The sequence below is a fragment of the Alteromonas naphthalenivorans genome (genome assembly GCF_000213655.1).
Classification (GTDB): domain Bacteria; phylum Pseudomonadota; class Gammaproteobacteria; order Enterobacterales; family Alteromonadaceae; genus Alteromonas; species Alteromonas naphthalenivorans.
Map to the genome: position 1 here is coordinate 1,911,432 of NC_015554.1, position 16,718 is coordinate 1,928,149.

At 43.3% G+C, this 16,718-nt stretch carries 12 protein-coding genes; 4 read left to right on the forward strand and 8 right to left on the reverse strand.

Annotated features, from left to right (window positions below; all coding sequences use genetic code 11):
- Nucleotide 1 precedes the first annotated feature (1 nt).
- From AMBT_RS08285 to gyrA, 8 genes are all read right to left on the reverse strand, one after another.
- Nucleotides 2-259, reverse strand: a complete 258-nt coding sequence (locus AMBT_RS08285; protein WP_041452528.1) for a LapA family protein — start codon at nt 257-259, stop codon at nt 2-4.
- Nucleotides 260-353: 94 nt separating this feature from the next.
- Nucleotides 354-2,693 (reverse strand): PilZ domain-containing protein, encoded by a 2,340-nt coding sequence (locus AMBT_RS08290; RefSeq protein WP_013784166.1) that lies wholly within the window; start codon nt 2,691-2,693, stop codon nt 354-356.
- Nucleotides 2,694-2,845: 152 nt separating this feature from the next.
- Nucleotides 2,846-3,133: an integration host factor subunit beta gene (gene ihfB / locus AMBT_RS08295; protein WP_013784167.1), complete on the reverse strand. Its 288-nt coding sequence runs from the start codon at nt 3,131-3,133 to the stop codon at nt 2,846-2,848.
- 76 nt (nt 3,134-3,209) lie between these two features.
- The gene (gene rpsA, locus AMBT_RS08300) at nt 3,210-4,880 is read right to left on the reverse strand and encodes a 30S ribosomal protein S1 (protein ID WP_013784168.1); all 1,671 of its coding nucleotides are present in this window, start codon (nt 4,878-4,880) and stop codon (nt 3,210-3,212) included.
- Nucleotides 4,881-5,001: 121 nt separating this feature from the next.
- The gene (gene cmk, locus AMBT_RS08305) at nt 5,002-5,673 is read right to left on the reverse strand and encodes a (d)CMP kinase (RefSeq protein ID WP_013784169.1); all 672 of its coding nucleotides are present in this window, start codon (nt 5,671-5,673) and stop codon (nt 5,002-5,004) included.
- A 157-nt stretch (nt 5,674-5,830) separates the two neighbouring features.
- Nucleotides 5,831-7,111 (reverse strand): 3-phosphoshikimate 1-carboxyvinyltransferase, encoded by a 1,281-nt coding sequence (gene aroA / locus AMBT_RS08310; RefSeq protein WP_013784170.1) that lies wholly within the window; start codon nt 7,109-7,111, stop codon nt 5,831-5,833.
- 2 nt (nt 7,112-7,113) lie between these two features.
- Nucleotides 7,114-8,199 (reverse strand): 3-phosphoserine/phosphohydroxythreonine transaminase, encoded by a 1,086-nt coding sequence (gene serC / locus AMBT_RS08315; RefSeq protein ID WP_013784171.1) that lies wholly within the window; start codon nt 8,197-8,199, stop codon nt 7,114-7,116.
- A gap of 96 nt (nt 8,200-8,295) precedes the next feature.
- Nucleotides 8,296-10,992, reverse strand: coding sequence for a DNA topoisomerase (ATP-hydrolyzing) subunit A (gene gyrA / locus AMBT_RS08320; RefSeq protein ID WP_013784172.1), 2,697 nt, complete (start codon nt 10,990-10,992; stop codon nt 8,296-8,298).
- Between the two features lie 424 nt (nt 10,993-11,416).
- Here gyrA and ubiG point away from each other — a divergent pair, with 424 nt between their 5' ends.
- From ubiG to yfaE, 4 genes are all read left to right on the forward strand, one after another.
- Nucleotides 11,417-12,121 (forward strand): bifunctional 2-polyprenyl-6-hydroxyphenol methylase/3-demethylubiquinol 3-O-methyltransferase UbiG, encoded by a 705-nt coding sequence (ubiG, locus tag AMBT_RS08325; RefSeq protein ID WP_013784173.1) that lies wholly within the window; start codon nt 11,417-11,419, stop codon nt 12,119-12,121.
- 553 nt (nt 12,122-12,674) lie between these two features.
- Nucleotides 12,675-14,996, forward strand: coding sequence for a class 1a ribonucleoside-diphosphate reductase subunit alpha (gene nrdA / locus AMBT_RS08330; protein ID WP_013784174.1), 2,322 nt, complete (start codon nt 12,675-12,677; stop codon nt 14,994-14,996).
- An 86-nt stretch (nt 14,997-15,082) separates the two neighbouring features.
- A complete protein-coding gene (nrdB, locus tag AMBT_RS08335; RefSeq protein ID WP_013784175.1) occupies nt 15,083-16,213 on the forward strand; it encodes a class Ia ribonucleoside-diphosphate reductase subunit beta in 1,131 nt (376 codons plus the stop codon).
- 73 nt (nt 16,214-16,286) lie between these two features.
- A complete protein-coding gene (gene yfaE / locus AMBT_RS08340; protein WP_013784176.1) occupies nt 16,287-16,559 on the forward strand; it encodes a class I ribonucleotide reductase maintenance protein YfaE in 273 nt (90 codons plus the stop codon).
- Nucleotides 16,560-16,718: the final 159 nt, after the last annotated feature.

The following is a 16,718-nucleotide window of genomic DNA, read 5'->3' on the forward strand; positions in this document are numbered from 1 at the left end:
ATTAGTGTTCTTTTTTCAGGCTATTGATTTTTGAGTTCGCCGACAACAACTGCACGCGTAAACGCAACCAGCTTGCTGACATAATAAGTATCCCGACTAACACACCCAAAGAAAGCGCAATAGCAATAAGGGTGGAAACCCGCATGTTAGCTTGAGCAATAAGATAGTTAACGGTGATATAGGCTTCGTTTTGTGTGCCAATGACAAAAGCAAATGTCAGTAATACCAAAATGGCGAGTATTGTGAGGATCCCTTTCAAGACCAAACCCTTCTTGTACGTAATTAATAAAGAATAGCAAAATGCAGCAAGAGATAACACCAAAACCCAAGGTTTTAGTTGTGCTTACTTAGCGTTAGGCGGTGGCTTCATCTTCTGATAAAGGGCGCTCTTGCTTTGCAATTAATTTGGCCATAACCAAGTCGTGATGCAATGCAGACATATTAGTCACAAAAATACAGTGTGTATAGCCAGCTTGCATGGTTTCTAATTTATCGTACATTGCCTTATCAAGTTTAGACAGCTGTGCTAAGCGCTTCTTTGTCAGCGGTGTAGTGGCGCCATAACAGCGTATAGCCGTTACATTAGTGGCACTCACCTGCACTTTTTCTTCTTCTAGCTGATTTTGAATTTGCGTGCGTAATTTAGAATAAAGAAAATCGCTTTCTTTTATGTATACCAAGCGATTGTCGCTTTTACGTACACAATGCACCACTAGATTGTTTTCAACATCGCCTTTAAACATGGCTTCAAGCATCATCGATTTAGGCTTAGCTACCGCTTTATCAGCAAAAAAGCCATGTAATGGAATAATATTTGCCGTACGAGAAAATGGGTACAAGTCGTCAGATGAATCGCTTTGATATACGGTTTTAAGTCTATCCAGAATATGCCTGTTCATGACGCAAAGCACAGAAAGCGAAGGCATATGGCGTACGGCTAGTTCCCAAATGAATCGATGGGTTGAGCGTTGAATACGCGCAATGTCTCTTATTTTGAAATACGCGGTATTTTCTTCAACCATGGCGTCAACATTTGCCCCAGCTTTAGATTTTTTCACATCTTCTAAGCATAAGCGCACAACGCCTGACGCAGCGTCATAGTGAACAACCTTATACCTCTCATTTTTAATTTTAAGATCTGGTACCGATACCCGTACATCGCTTTGCAGCTCAGTGCCTGGGGCAACCATTAACTTCATACCACTGGCAGATAAATCGGCAACACGTACATTAATTGAAGATAGCAGCCCTACTTTTATCATGGCGACTTTATCGATGATATAGCGGGTCTCAGAACGCCTATCAAGATCATCTTCCATCACGAAATCGATGGACCAGTTGTCGCCCGTAGCCCGCAGCGTTTTCGATAAGGGTTTAAAATCACACTTTTCGCTGAGGGTTAAATTAGTAAGGTACATAGAGATATCTCGGCAGTACATTACATGGCTTAACGCAGCAAGATGTTCAAATTCTTTGCTAGGGATGTCATGAATAGCGAATGCTTTTACTTTATCTTCTCGGCTTACCTCTTCTAAGCGGCACTGCGTGCAAGTAAACTCCCCACTTTTAACCAGTAGATAAACGATGGCATTGAGTTGCCCAAGTTCTACAAGTTGGCGATGGGTTGCAGTGATAGTAATTTGACCGCTTTTGGTTTTAATCACACCATGGAAGATAAAAGCTTCATTGTACTTATGTAATTCTTGGACCAAATTTTCAAAATGCGTTTTGTCTTGCAGACTCGCTAGTAGCTTCTCTGAATTATTGTTGTCCACATTCGCTTTAGTAAATAGCGCAATAATTGGCTTAAGCGATTTTTGATGGGCAGAAAGAAAAACTGGCAACCAGGGGCTGTTTTCTAAAATACGGTCGCGTTCGAGGTCTTGCATGGCCCTTTCAATTTCTAAGTCTCGCTGCAAAGGCTGTTTATACGACGTGCCTTTAATGTAGCGCTTCAAATTATTAAGCAGGCTAAGATCGGTTTCTGATGAAACCGTAAAAAATGACTCGTACTTACCTAAGTGCTTATTGTACTTAATGGCATCGAGTTCGTAGGTAATTTCAGTCGGTTCGGTGGTTAAGCCCATTACTTCGGGTATAACGAAGGTAATAATATCCCCGGTGGAAACGTTAGGCGGTCGTTTTGTTTCAACAGCAATACCGGTAAAAGAAAGGGAGCTTACGGTGCAATGCCTCCCCTTTTCAAAATCTACGGAAGACACGGTGAAGTTGGGTCTTACAGCAATGTCGTCACCAAAATCTATATCAGTAAATGACTGGCTTTCTACATTAAATGCTTCAACAATTTTTTTAAATTGATCGCGCTTAATTTGTGTTTGATAAAAATCGGAGTTCATCACCGATTCAAACACCCCTACGGTATATCGTTCTTGATATAAGGCAGTTTCATTTTGAAGGATTTTAGCGCCCACTTTGTCTAAACGCATGGGGATGCCAAAATGTTTAAACTTCATGACAGGGAATTTCGCGAACGCAGAATTGTCCGCAGATGCATCAGTTAAAGACGTAAGCCTAACGACTTCCTCTTTAATGATTTTGCGGATATTGCCTGGGAGCCGCTTTGAAAATTTATTAATACCTTCCAATAAGCGATTATCTTGCTCATAAGGAATTAAGGCACGAATAAGCGGCTGATACTGCTTTATGATTTGTTGTTCTTCGCCGGCCGACATTGGTACACCATGCACCGTATTTAATTAACTACAATCTATTCAGATTTGAAAATAAAACCTGCATCCAGATATAAATTTAAACTTAAGTAACGAATATACCAAATTTTTTTTAATAGATATAAAAAAACCGCAACATGTGCGGTTTTTTTTATTTAAGCTATGGAGGCGTCTACTCTTTCTCGAAGCTCTTTTCCTGGCTTAAAGTGAGGGACATATTTGCCATCTAACTCTACTGTTTCGCCAGTTTTCGGGTTACGTCCCACGCGCGGAGCGCGGTAATGTAATGAAAAACTGCCGAAGCCTCGAATTTCAATCCTGTCGCCTTTTTGAAGGGTCTGGGCCATCTGTTCGAGAAGTTCTTTAATTGCCAGTTCAAGATCTTTTGCAGGAATTTGACGCGCTTGATCCGCGAGCCGTTCAATTAATTCAGACTTGGTCATACTAACCTCGTTTCAATATTATCGTTAAACAGCTACTGCGAACAAGGGAGTGCAAGACACTCCCACATATAGCTTATTATTCGCCTTTAGCAGCTTTAAATGCTTCTGCCATTGCGCTAGCAAAACCAGCATCTTCTTGCTGATTAACCTTGTCGATAGCTTCTTTTTCGTCAGCCTGATCTTTTGCTTTCACAGATAGGTTAACGGTGCGGTTTTTACGGTCAACGCCCATAAATTTCGCTTCGATGCTGTCGCCAACGTTAGCAGCTTCAGTTGCGTCTTCAATACGGTCAACAGATAAATCTGCAACGCGAATGTAGCCATCAACTTCTTCAGAAAGGTTAACTGTAACGCCTTTAGCGTCAACTTCAGTAACCGTACCTACAACGATAGCACCTTTCTTGTTATCTGTCAGATACTTGTTGAAAGGGTCTTCTTCGATTTGCTTAACGCCAAGAGAGATACGCTCACGCTCAGGGTCAACTTGAAGAACAACAGCTGAGATTTCGTCGCCTTTCTTATAGTCACGAACAGCGTCTTCACCAGACTTGTTCCAGCTAATGTCAGAAAGGTGAACTAGACCGTCGATGCCGCCGTCAAGGCCGATGAAGATACCGAAGTCAGTAATAGACTTGATCTTACCAGACACTTTGTCACCTTTTTCGTGTGACTTAGCGAAAGTTTCCCAAGGGTTGTCGATGCACTGTTTAAGGCCTAGAGAAATACGACGACGTTCTTCGTCGATTTCAAGAACCATAACGTCAACTGTGTCACCTAGGTTAACAACCTTAGATGGGTGGATGTTCTTGTTAGTCCAATCCATTTCAGAAACGTGTACAAGACCTTCAACGCCGTCTTCGATTTCAACGAAGCAGCCGTAATCGGTAAGATTCGTAACCTGACCAGAGATCTTAGTACCTTCTGGGTAACGTGAAGCAATTTCTTGCCATGGATCGTTGCCCATTTGCTTCATGCCAAGAGAAACACGTTGCTTCTCTTTATCGAACTTAAGTACTTTAACGTTGATTTCGTCACCAACATTTACGATTTCACTTGGGTGCTTAACGCGCTTCCAAGCCATATCGGTAATGTGTAGTAGACCGTCTACGCCACCAAGGTCAACGAATGCTCCGTAATCAGTAAGGTTCTTAACGATACCTTTGATTTCGTGGCCTTCTTCAAGGTTAGCAAGAAGAGATTCGCGCTCTGCGCTGCTTTCTGCTTCAATAACGGCACGACGTGAAACAACAACGTTGTTACGCTTAGCGTCAAGTTTGATAACTTTAAATTCTAGCTCTTTGCCTTCAAGGTGAGTTGTGTCACGTACTGGACGTACATCAACCAATGAACCAGGAAGGAAAGCGCGCACTGTGTTAACTTCAACAGTGAAACCGCCTTTAACTTTACCGTTGATAATACCTTTAATGGTAACTTTATCATCGTAAGCTTTTTCCAGCTCAACCCACGCTTCGTGACGCTTCGCTTTTTCGCGAGAAAGGATTGTTTCACCGAAACCATCTTCTACTGCGTCTAGAGCTACATCTACTTCGTCACCGATAGCGATTTCAAGCTCGCCTTCAGCGTTTTTAAATTGGTCAGCTGGTATAGCACTTTCTGATTTCAAGCCTGCATCAACAAGAACGATGTCTTTGTCGATAGAAACTACAGTACCTTTTACAATTGAACCTGGACGTGTTTCTAGTTCTTGTAAGCTTTCTTCAAAAAGTTGTGCAAAATTTTCAGTCATAAGGTTTAAATTAACTTTAAGTTGATATCCACGCTTCAAATCCGGATAACGTGGGGTTATTAGTAAAAGCCGCCACTCCCTGTGGTAGCACTGCTTTGAATACCTTAAAAACTCACCTTACTTAAAGGCGCGAATTGATGATATCCATCGCTTTTTCAAAGACTTGGTCTATATCCAAGTCCGTTGAGTCTATAATTACCGCATCTTGAGCCGGTACCAATGGCGCCACTGAACGTTGTGTATCTCGCTCATCTCTGGCCTTGATATCGGTTAAAAGGCGCGCAATATTAACATCCATACCTTTAGCTTTCAACTGGCTATAGCGACGTTCAGCACGGGCTTCGGCGCTAGCGGTAAGAAATATCTTCACTTTTGCGTCGGGGAAAACCACTGTACCCATGTCTCGACCGTCGGCGACAAGGCCAGGATCTTGTTGAAAAGCACGTTGACGTCGAAGCAAAGCTTCACGAACGCGAGGTAACGCGGCAACCTTCGATGCAACACTACCCACTTCTTCAGTACGAATGTCGTCAGTTACGTCTTCACCTTCCAAAATGACACGTGTGGTGTCTTTGTCAGTTTCAAAACTTACATCAAGACCCGTTGCTAACGGAACAACACATTCTTCATCGTCGCACGGTAAGTCGTGGTGTAGAGCTGCGACAGCCAGAACACGATAAATCGCGCCGCTATCTAAAAAGTGCCATCCAAGCTTCTTTGCGAGTAAGCTACTTAACGTTCCCTTACCTGCACCGCTGGGACCGTCAACCGTGACTACGGGTGTAGAATGCATACCTGCTCCAGAATTTATAAAATACGTAAAAATCGCGCGCAATTATACGCGTTAAGTAGAGATAAGCAATGCCATCGAGCGTTGATGGCATTGTACATAAGGCTAAATTTCGTTTTAAAAATAATACGCTATGAACGAAATAAGGTCTTTTTTCAGACTAAGAATAGAGTGTGGCAAACCGTGTGAAGTAATCAGGGAAGGTTTTGCGGGTACAACCTGGGTCGTTAATGGTTACCGGCGTATCACTGAGTGCTACTAGCGAAAAGCACATGGCAATGCGATGATCGTTATAGGTATCAATGGCAGCATGCTTTAACATATCCGTTGGCCATACTTTTATATAGTCATGCCCTTCTTCTACTTCTGCACCCAACTTTCTAAGCTCAGTGGCCATGGCGTTTAAACGGTCAGTCTCTTTTACTCGCCAGTTGTAGATGTTAGTAATACTGGTTGGCCCTTGTGCAAAAAGTGCAGTAGTGGCAATGGTCATGGCCGCATCAGGAATATGGTTCATATCCATGTCTATACCCTTAAGTGGAGCCCCTGTTACTTCCACATATTCATCATGCCAAGTGATTTTAGCGCCCATGGCTTCAAGCACATCGGCAAAGCGAATATCACCTTGGATGCTATTTTTACCAATTCCGGTTACGCGTACCGTGCCGCCTTTAATGGCGCCGGCTGCAAGGAAGTAAGAAGCCGATGAAGCATCACCTTCCACCATAAATTTACCTGGCGAACGATATGATTGCCCTGCACTAATGGTGAATGTTTGATAGTTATCGTTGTTTACTTCAACACCAAACTTCGCCATGGTATCTAGGGTAATATCGATATACGGTTTTGACACTAATTCGCCTTTAATACGAATGGTCACGTCACCAGTAAACAAGGGTGCAGACATTAATAGTGCAGTCAAAAATTGACTCGACACACTACCGTCTACTTCCATTTCACCGCCGGATAACGTCTTACCCTTAATTTGTAGCGGAGGAAAACCGTCGTTTTTAAGGTATTCAATTTCCGCGTTACCCATGCGTAATGCATCAACCAAATCGCCTATAGGGCGCTCTTCCATGCGCGGCTCACCGGTAAGTACGACTTCTACCTTACTTGCAGCGAGTGCAGCGCATAGTGGGCGCATTGCCGTACCTGCATTACCTAAGAAAAGTTCTAATGGCTCGGCAACTGAAAACGCCCCGCCGTTACCCACTACTTTACAGCGAGTTTTATCTTCACTAAGTGAATAAGTAACGCCAAGTTTGGTTAGCGCATTTAGCATATGCTCAATATCTTCACTATCAAGCAAGTTTGTTAGTTCGGTTTCGCCTTCAGCTAATGCAGCAAGCAGTAATGCTCGGTTCGACAGGCTTTTAGACCCAGGAACGTTTACTTCCCCTGATACTTTGCTAATAGGTTCTAATGTTAACTGTTCCATGACTACCCGTTTACTCGTTCAAATTCACGCATAAATTCTACTAACGCCATCACCCCTTCAACGGGCATAGCGTTATAAATGCTAGCACGCATTCCGCCTACAGAGCGGTGACCTTTTAATGCCATTAAACCAGCATCTTGTGCTTGGCGTAAAAATAGCGCATCTAATTCTGGGTTAGCCAACTGAAACGGCACATTCATTTTAGAACGATTGTCTGGGTGTACTTGGCTAGCATAAAAATCAGAGCTGTCGATAGCAGAATACAACAATGATGCTTTTTCGCTGTTGCGTTTTGCCATAGCATCAACGCCGCCCATCTCTTTGAGCCACTCAAACACTAACCCCGCCAAATACCACGAGAACGTGGGCGGCGTGTTATACATAGAATCAGCTTTAGCGGCTAATGCGTAGTCGAAAATAGACGGTGTTTCTTTACGAGCTTTGCCCACTAAGTCTTCACGAACAATCACTACCGACAAACCACTTGGGCCTATATTTTTCTGCGCACCGGCGTAAATAAGACCGTGTTTAGCAACATCAACAGGCTGAGACAAAATAGTAGAAGACATATCAGAAACCAGCGGTACATCGCCAGACTCTGGTAACCAATCGTAGGCGATACCGTCAACGGTTTCATTCGGGCAGAAATGATAATACGCTGCAGATTGATCTACATTGGCCAGTGAGGGTTGCGGCATGTAATGCAAACCCTCTTTTTTAGAAAGCTCGCCTACCACTACAGCATTATTGTATTTCGCAGCTTCACTCACCGCACCATCAGACCAAGACCCACTGACTAAGTGAAGACTGGTGTCTGAAGCAGACGATAAATTAAGGGGAACCGCTGCAAATTGACCACGTCCACCGCCATGGGTGAAAAGAACATGATAATTTTTAGGAACCGAGAGTAATTCGCGCAAATCTTGTTCAGCTTTGGCTGCTATCTCGATGAAATCTTTTCCGCGGTGACTGACTTCCATTACCGAGCAACCTGAGTCGCGCCAGTTAGTAAATTCAGCTTGTGCTTTTTGCATTACGGCTTCAGGCAACTTTGCCGGGCCAGCGCTAAAATTGAAAACCTCTTTCATTGCGTTTTTCAACACCTATAAAATAACAAGCGGCCTAAGCCGCTTGTAATAAAGAACACCGATAACTGCCCGCTTTTAAATTAAGCGGGCAATACCCTACTCTTCTGTCGTTGAGCTGTCGCCGTCTTGTGCAGCGTTTTCTTCTTGCTCAATAGGTTCTTCTATAGCGATTGGATTGCCATCTTCATCTAACTCTAGCAATTCTTCTACTACTTCTTCTATACGTTGTAAGCCAACAACGTGTTCATTCTCAACAGTACGGATTAAGCGAACACCTTGGGTATTTCGACCTACCACTGATACTTCACCAACGCGGGTACGTACTAAAGTACCTTGGTCAGAAATAAGCATGATTTCATTGGCTTCATCAACTTGAACCGCGCCAACCACTTTACCATTACGCTCAGAAACCTTAATCGATACTACACCTTGTGTAGCACGGCTCTTCGCTGGGTAATCTTCAAGCGGTGTACGTTTACCAAAACCGTTCTCTGTGGCAGTAAGGATAGGACCATCACCACGAGGTACAATTAGGGACACAACGCGTTGGTCGTCTTGTAATCTGATACCACGAACACCGGTAGCGGTACGACCCATTGGACGTAGTGCTAATAGTTCTTCGCCAGTTTCAGGATCTAATTTAACGTTACCTGTTTCGCTGTCACGCAGTTTTTCGTTAAAGCGAACCACTTTACCCGCGTCTGAGAACAACATAATGTCGTCATCACCATGGGTAATGTCAACACCAATTAGTTCATCACCTTCGTTCAAGTTAACAGCAATGATACCGCTTGAACGTGGGCGTGAATAAAGGCTTAAATCGGTTTTCTTCACCGTACCGTTAGCCGTCGCCATTAATACAAACTTACCTTCTTCAAATTCTTTGATAGGTAGAATTGCAGTAATACGCTCGTTATCTTCTAAAGGAAGAATGTTTACAATTGGACGACCACGCGCGTTACGGCTCGCTAACGGCAATTGATACACTTTCAACCAGTACAAACGGCCACGGGTTGAGAAGCAAAGTATGTGGTCATGAGTATTCGCAACGAGTAGCTTCTCAATGAAATCTTCATTCTTCATCTTGGTAGCGGATTTACCACGGCCACCACGACGCTGAGATTCATAATCATTAAGTTTTTGATACTTCACATAGCCTTCACGAGACAAGGTAACAACAACATCTTCTTGTTCGATTAGGTCTTCAATATCAATATCGTGACTAGCAGCAGTAATTTCAGTACGGCGCGCGTCACCAAATTCTTCACGAATTTTTTCAAGCTCTTCTTCAATCACTTCCATTAATCGCTCTGGGCTATTAAGGATGTGAAGTAGTTCAGCGATTACTTCTAGAAGCTGTTTATATTCTTCAAGAATTTTTTCGTGCTCAAGACCAGTCAGTCTGTGCAAGCGAAGGTCTAGAATAGCTTGTGCTTGTTGTTCGGTAAGGAAGTATTGTCCGTCACGAATACCAAACTCAGGCATTAACCAATCTGGGCGTGCAGCATCATCACCAGCACGTTCAAGCATTTGCGAAACATCGCCTAAATCCCACCCTTGTGCGACTAACGCTTTTTTCGCATCAGCAGGACCAGGTGAGGCTTTAATTAGCTCAATGATTGGGTCGATATTGGCTAGCGCAATAGCTAAACCTTCAAGGATGTGTGCACGGTCGCGAGCTTTACGTAGTTCAAATACCGTTCTGCGGGTAACGACTTCACGGCGATGCAGAATAAAGGCTTCTAAGGTCTCTTTTAAGTTAAAGACTTTAGGCTGGCCGTTATCTAACGCAACCATGTTAATACCGAATACCGTTTGTAACTGCGTATTGGCATATAAATGGTTAAGCAGTACTTCTGCTGATTCGTTACGTTTTACTTCAACAACAATACGCATACCGTCTTTATCAGACTCGTCACGTAGTGCAGAAATACCTTCGATACGTTTTTCTTTAACTAGCTCAGCAATTTTTTCAATAAGGCGAGCTTTGTTAACCTGGTACGGAATTTCATTAATGATAATGGTTTCTTTACCGTTATCTTCCGTTTCAATTTCCGCTTTGGCGCGCATGTATATTTTGCCGCGACCGGTACGGTAAGCGTCATCAATACCTTTACGACCACTGATCATAGCGGCAGTTGGGAAATCAGGACCAGGGATATGAAGCATTAAGTCATCAATCGTAATTGATGGGTCTTTAATAAGGGCAATACAACCGTTGATAACTTCAGTTAAGTTATGTGGCGGAATGTTAGTTGCCATACCTACCGCGATACCAGAAGAACCGTTTACCAGTAAGTTAGGAACCTTGGTAGGTAACACTTCTGGAATGTGTTCAGTGCCATCGTAGTTAGGTACGAAGTCGACGGTTTCTTTATCGAGGTCGGCAAGAAGTTCGTGGGCAATTTTTGCCATACGTATTTCGGTGTAACGCATCGCAGCGGCTGAATCGCCATCTACCGAACCAAAGTTACCTTGGCCGTCTACCAACATATAGCGAAGTGAGAATGGCTGGGCCATACGTACAATAGTATCGTATACCGCAGAATCACCATGTGGGTGATACTTACCAATTACATCACCTACCACACGGGCAGATTTCTTGTATGGTTTGTTGAAGTCGTTTTTCAGTTCGTTCATTGCGAACAGCACACGGCGGTGTACAGGCTTCAAACCATCTCTCACGTCAGGCAATGCTCGCCCGACAATAACGCTCATCGCGTAATCGAGATAGGAGTTCTTTAACTCTTCCTCAATATTAACGGGGAGGATTTCGTTAGCGTTATCAGACATAAACTGCTTAATCCCTTTATTTCGGTTTGTTCTGCATTATCTATTTAGCTCAATCTACACAATATAGAGAAGCAAATGATAGATTTGCATTGTTATTATGGGGTCATAATCTTGCTTCGAGTGTAACACTTGATGACACATTTATGTAGCGCTTAATTGCCCTTCCTTACGTACTCGTGAACAAGCGATTATTTTTCGTTCAAGCAGACACTCGAAACTACATTCAAGTGCCAAAAACGATGCCTTAACGCTGGTTTTGCGTTATGTTATTGCTCTTATATAGGCAGTGTTTAATTAATTGCAGATAGCTTCTATCTGTCGAGCGGCATTAGTCATGCGCGTTCTTTTGCAAAATCGGTATGTAAAAATCGATGCGATAAATCAATGCAAAATAATTAGCAGGCGCAGAAAGGAAAAAATATAAATGACAAACGTTGATGAGCAGGAAATTGATAAGTTTTCTGAGTTAGCCTCACGGTGGTGGGATCCTGAAGGTGAGTTCAAACCCCTACATTTAATTAACCCACTTCGTTTAGATTTTATTAACCAACACAGTAATGGCTTGTTTAACAAGAAAGTGGTGGATATTGGTTGCGGTGGCGGCATATTGGCAGAGTCTATGGCGAAAGCCGGTGCTGAAGTTGTTGGGCTCGATATGGCAAGTGCGTCATTAGAAATTGCCAAGCTTCATGGTTTAGAGTCGGGCATTAATGTTGACTACCACTGTGTTACCGCTGAATCCTTCGCAGACAGTCATGCGGGCGAGTTCGATGTAGTGACCTGTATGGAAATGCTTGAACATGTACCCGACCCTGCTTCGGTAGTGCGGTCTTGCGCTAAATTAGTTAAGCCTGGTGGCCATGTTTTCTTCTCTACATTAAACCGCAATATAAAGTCTTATTTGATGGGGATCGTTGGCGCTGAGTATTTATTAAAGCTGGTGCCAAAAGGCACTCACGATCATTCTCGATTCATTAAACCTTCTGAACTTATGCAGATGACCGATGATGCCGGTTTACTACCACGAGATATGACCGGCTTACATATGGACCCGGTTTCCCAGGGCTTTTATCTGTCTGACCGCAATGTAGACGTTAACTACCTACTATATACGGTGTCGCAAGATTAATTAGCACTACATATTGGGGCTTGATGATAATTTCAACACCACATATCGTGTTTAAGTGTTAAGTACGATATTAAGTTAAATTATTTTAAGCCTCGATCATTTTTTCGAATAGTACTTGCAATCAGTATATTTAAGGCTTGTACAAAGCTAAAAAGTTAGTCACTACTAACCTAAAATCCGTGCCAGTTTAAGTGCTCGTTTAAGCACCAGATATTGGGTTGCATTGTGAGGCAAACCTCACTATCTTGTGTTTAATCCAACGCGGGATCCCAAAGTGAATTTTTGGAAAATATTGAGATCGACAACGATCCTTTCACTGCGTTTTTTCGGATGATCAGACAAAACATACTATTAAAGAAAAGCATTCAGCGGCATCTCTCAAACTTATGCGCTAATAAGTTTAGGGTTGGTCGTGGTTAGTTGTGTATTTCGCGCAAATGGTCTTACGCAGATGTATTACTTCGCAGCGAAACAACTAACTTAAAAAGAATACACATTATAACAGGGTGATATACCCACGCCTCGCGCGCTAACAGACAACGGCCAGAGTAACATGAATAATAGTTTATCCGTCACCAAGCGAAATGGTGAGCAAGAATCCATCGACTTAGAAAAAATTCATAAGGTGGTGACATGGGCTGCAAAAGGACTTGAAAACGTCTCAGTTTCACAAGTTGAAATTAAAGCTCAAATTCAGTTTTTCGACGGTATCAATACCAGCGAAATCCATGAAACCCTTATCAAATCAGCTGCAGACTTAATTTCTACCGACGCGCCTGATTACCAATACTTGGCAGCTCGCCTTGCTATTTTCCACCTTCGCAAGAAAGCCTACGGTCAGTTCGAGCCCCCTGCACTGTTTGAGCATGTCACCAACATGGTTGAGATGGGCAAATACGATAAGCATTTAATTGAAGATTATACTGCTGAAGAATTTGCCGAGATGGATACTTATATCGATCATTGGCGCGACATGAACTTCAGCTACGCCGCCGTTAAGCAGCTTGAAGGTAAGTACCTGGTTCAAAACCGTGTAACCGGTGAAATTTACGAAAGTGCCCAGTTCCTTTATATCTTGGTAGCAGCGTGTCTGTTCGCTAACTACCCGAAAGATACCCGTATGAGCTACATCCGTCGTTTCTACGATGCCGCTTCTACGTTTAAGTTATCACTACCTACGCCAATTATGTCTGGCGTACGTACCCCTACTCGTCAATTTAGCTCGTGTGTACTCATTGAAACTGGCGATAGCCTTGATTCAATTAACGCCACCGCTAGCGCTATCGTTAAATACGTAAGCCAGCGAGCAGGTATCGGTGTGAATGCTGGCCGTATTCGCGCACTAGGTAGCCCTATTCGTGGTGGAGAAGCTTTCCACACAGGTTGTATTCCTTTCTATAAGTACTTCCAAACAGCCGTTAAAAGCTGTTCGCAAGGCGGTGTTCGTGGTGGCGCAGCTACTTTGTTCTACCCACTATGGCATATGGAAGTTGAATCGTTATTAGTGCTTAAGAACAACCGTGGTGTAGAAGAAAACCGCGTTCGTCACTTAGACTACGGCGTACAGTTCAACAAACTCATGTATCAACGCATGATGAAAGATGACTATATTTCATTATTTAGCCCATCTGACGTACCTGGCCTTTACGATGCGTTCTTTGCCGATCAAGAAAAATTTGAGCGTTTGTATGTGCAATACGAAAACGATGACAACATTCGTAAAAAGCGCATTAAAGCCATGGAGCTGTTCAGCTTGTTCATGCAAGAGCGTGCAAGCACAGGTCGTATTTACCTTCAAAACGTTGACCACTGTAACACGCACAGCCCGTTCAACCCTGAAGTGGCACCTGTACGTCAAAGTAACCTTTGTCTTGAAATTGCATTGCCTACTAAGCCTTTGCAGCACGTTAACGACGAAGAAGGTGAAATTGCCCTTTGTACGCTATCTGCCTTCAACTTAGGGGCAATTAAGTCACTAGACGAATTTGAAGAATTATCAGACCTAGCAGTACGTGCACTTGATAACCTACTCGATTACCAAGACTACCCCGTACCAGCGGCATATAATGCCACTATGGGTCGCAGAACCTTAGGTGTAGGTGTTATTAACTTCGCTTACTACTTAGCTAAAAACGGTGTGAAGTATTCAGACCATAGCGCTAACGGCCTAGTTCACCGCACGTTTGAAGCTATGCAGTATTACCTACTGAAAGCATCGAACAACCTAGCGAAAGAAAAAGGCGCGTGTCCTAAGTTTAACGAGACTACTTATTCGCAAGGCATTATGCCTATCGATAGCTACAAGAAAGATCTTGATGGCGTATGTAACGAGCCGCTTCATTACGATTGGGATGCCCTTCGTGAAGAAATCAAGACTCACGGTTTACGTAACTCTACCTTGTCTGCGTTAATGCCTTCTGAGACATCTTCTCAAATTTCAAACGCAACAAACGGTGTTGAGCCGCCACGTGGCTTTATTAGTATTAAATCAAGTAAAGACGGCGTACTTAAGCAAGTCGTACCAGAGTACGAACGCTTAAGAGATCAGTACGAATTGTTGTGGGATATTCCTTCTAACGATGGTTACTTGCAGCTAGTAGGTATTATGCAGAAGTTTATCGACCAAACTATCTCTGCTAACACCAACTACGATCCTAGCCGTTATGACGGTAACAAGGTTCCGATGAAGCTGTTACTGAAAGACCTATTAACAACGTACAAACTGGGCGTAAAAACCCTGTACTACCACAACACACGCGATGGTGCGACAGACGCTTCAGCATTAGATGTTAAGGCCAATGAGCCGTTACCTCGTCAAGAAGAAGTGGTTATAGAAGAAGACGATGATTGTGCAGGCGGTGCGTGCAAAATATAGCACGCGCCCGCTTTTGCGAAATCGGTATCGCAGCAAGAACATAAATAATAAAACGCGTTTATCATTAAGTTTTTAGTTAGGCACTCATGAAATATACTACGTTTAATCAGCAAAGTACCAACCCATTGGTTGAACCTATGTTCTTCGGTAACCCGGTGAATGTAGCCCGTTACGACCAACAAAAGCATGCCATTTTCGAAAAGCTTATTGAAAAGCAAATTAGCTTTTTCTGGCGCCCTGAGGAAGTAGATGTATCTCGCGATCGTGTTGATTTTCAAAAATTAACCGACCCTGAAAAGCACATCTTTATTTCAAACTTGAAATACCAAACCCTATTAGACTCGGTTCAAGGCCGCAGCCCTAATATTGCCTTTCTACCTATCATCTCCTTGCCTGAGCTTGAGACCTGGGTGGAAACATGGTCTTTCTTTGAAACCATCCACTCTCGCTCTTACACGCACATTTTGCGTAACTTGTTTTCAGACCCGAGTGAAATTTTTGAAGACATTGTGGTTAACGATGAAATTAAGCGCCGTGCCGCCGATATTTCGAAGTACTACGACGACCTTATTTTTGCCACTCAGTTATGGCAAACACAAGGTGAAGGTGTGCACACAGTTGATGGCGTGCCACATACCATCAACATGTACGAGTTAAAGAAGAAGCTTTTCTTGTGCATGAACTCAGTGAATGCTTTAGAAGCCATTCGTTTCTACGTGTCGTTTGCCTGTACGTTTGCCTTTGCGGAACGCAAGTTGATGGAAGGTAATTCAAAAATTATCCGCCTGATTGCCCGTGATGAAAACCTACATTTGTCTTCTACCCAACATATTTTGAATTTGTGGGCACGAAGCAAAGACGACCCTGAAATGGCGCAAATTGCACAAGATTGCAAAGAAGAAGCACGCGCTATTTTCATGAACGCGGTTGAACAAGAAAAAGAATGGGCTGATTACCTATTCAAAACCGGCTCTATGATTGGCCTTAACAAAGAAATCCTTTGTTCTTACGTTGAATATATTGCGAATCAACGTATGACGGCAATTGGCCTAGATGCGCCATTTGAAATCAGCAGTAACCCTCTGCCGTGGATGAATAACTACCTTAACTCTGACAACGTTCAGGTAGCACCACAAGAGTCTGAAATTAGTTCTTACTTGGTAGGTCAAATTGACTCTGCGGTGAGTGAAGACGATTTTGCTGATTTCGAACTGTAGCGCTAAGCTGATTTTGAGCGCTAGCGTTAACAGATCACACTACAAAAACGCTAAGAAGTAGCGCCAAAAAATAATGAGCACAGCTGATAAAACACTCCGCATCGACGTTGTTGATGTGGGGTGTATTTCATCCCCCCCTGATACTACGCTTCTTACCGCCCTTGAAGCCGCTAACATCAATATTCACTACCATTGCCGTGAAGGTTTTTGTGGTGCGTGTAGAACTAAGTTGATTGAAGGCGAAGTAGAATATACTACCGATCCCCTCGCCTTTATTGATGATGACGAAATTCTTCCGTGCTGCTGCGTAGCCTTATGCCCGCTTAAAATCAAAGTGCCTTTATAAATCGAGCCCGCTGTAATTCGAGCCCGCTGTAATTCGAGCCCGCCATAAATCGAGTCCCGCTATAAATCGAGCCCGCTGTAATTCGAGCCCGCTGTAATTCGAGCCCGCCATAAATCGAGCCCGCTATAAATCGAGTAACGCTATAATTTACCTACCGCG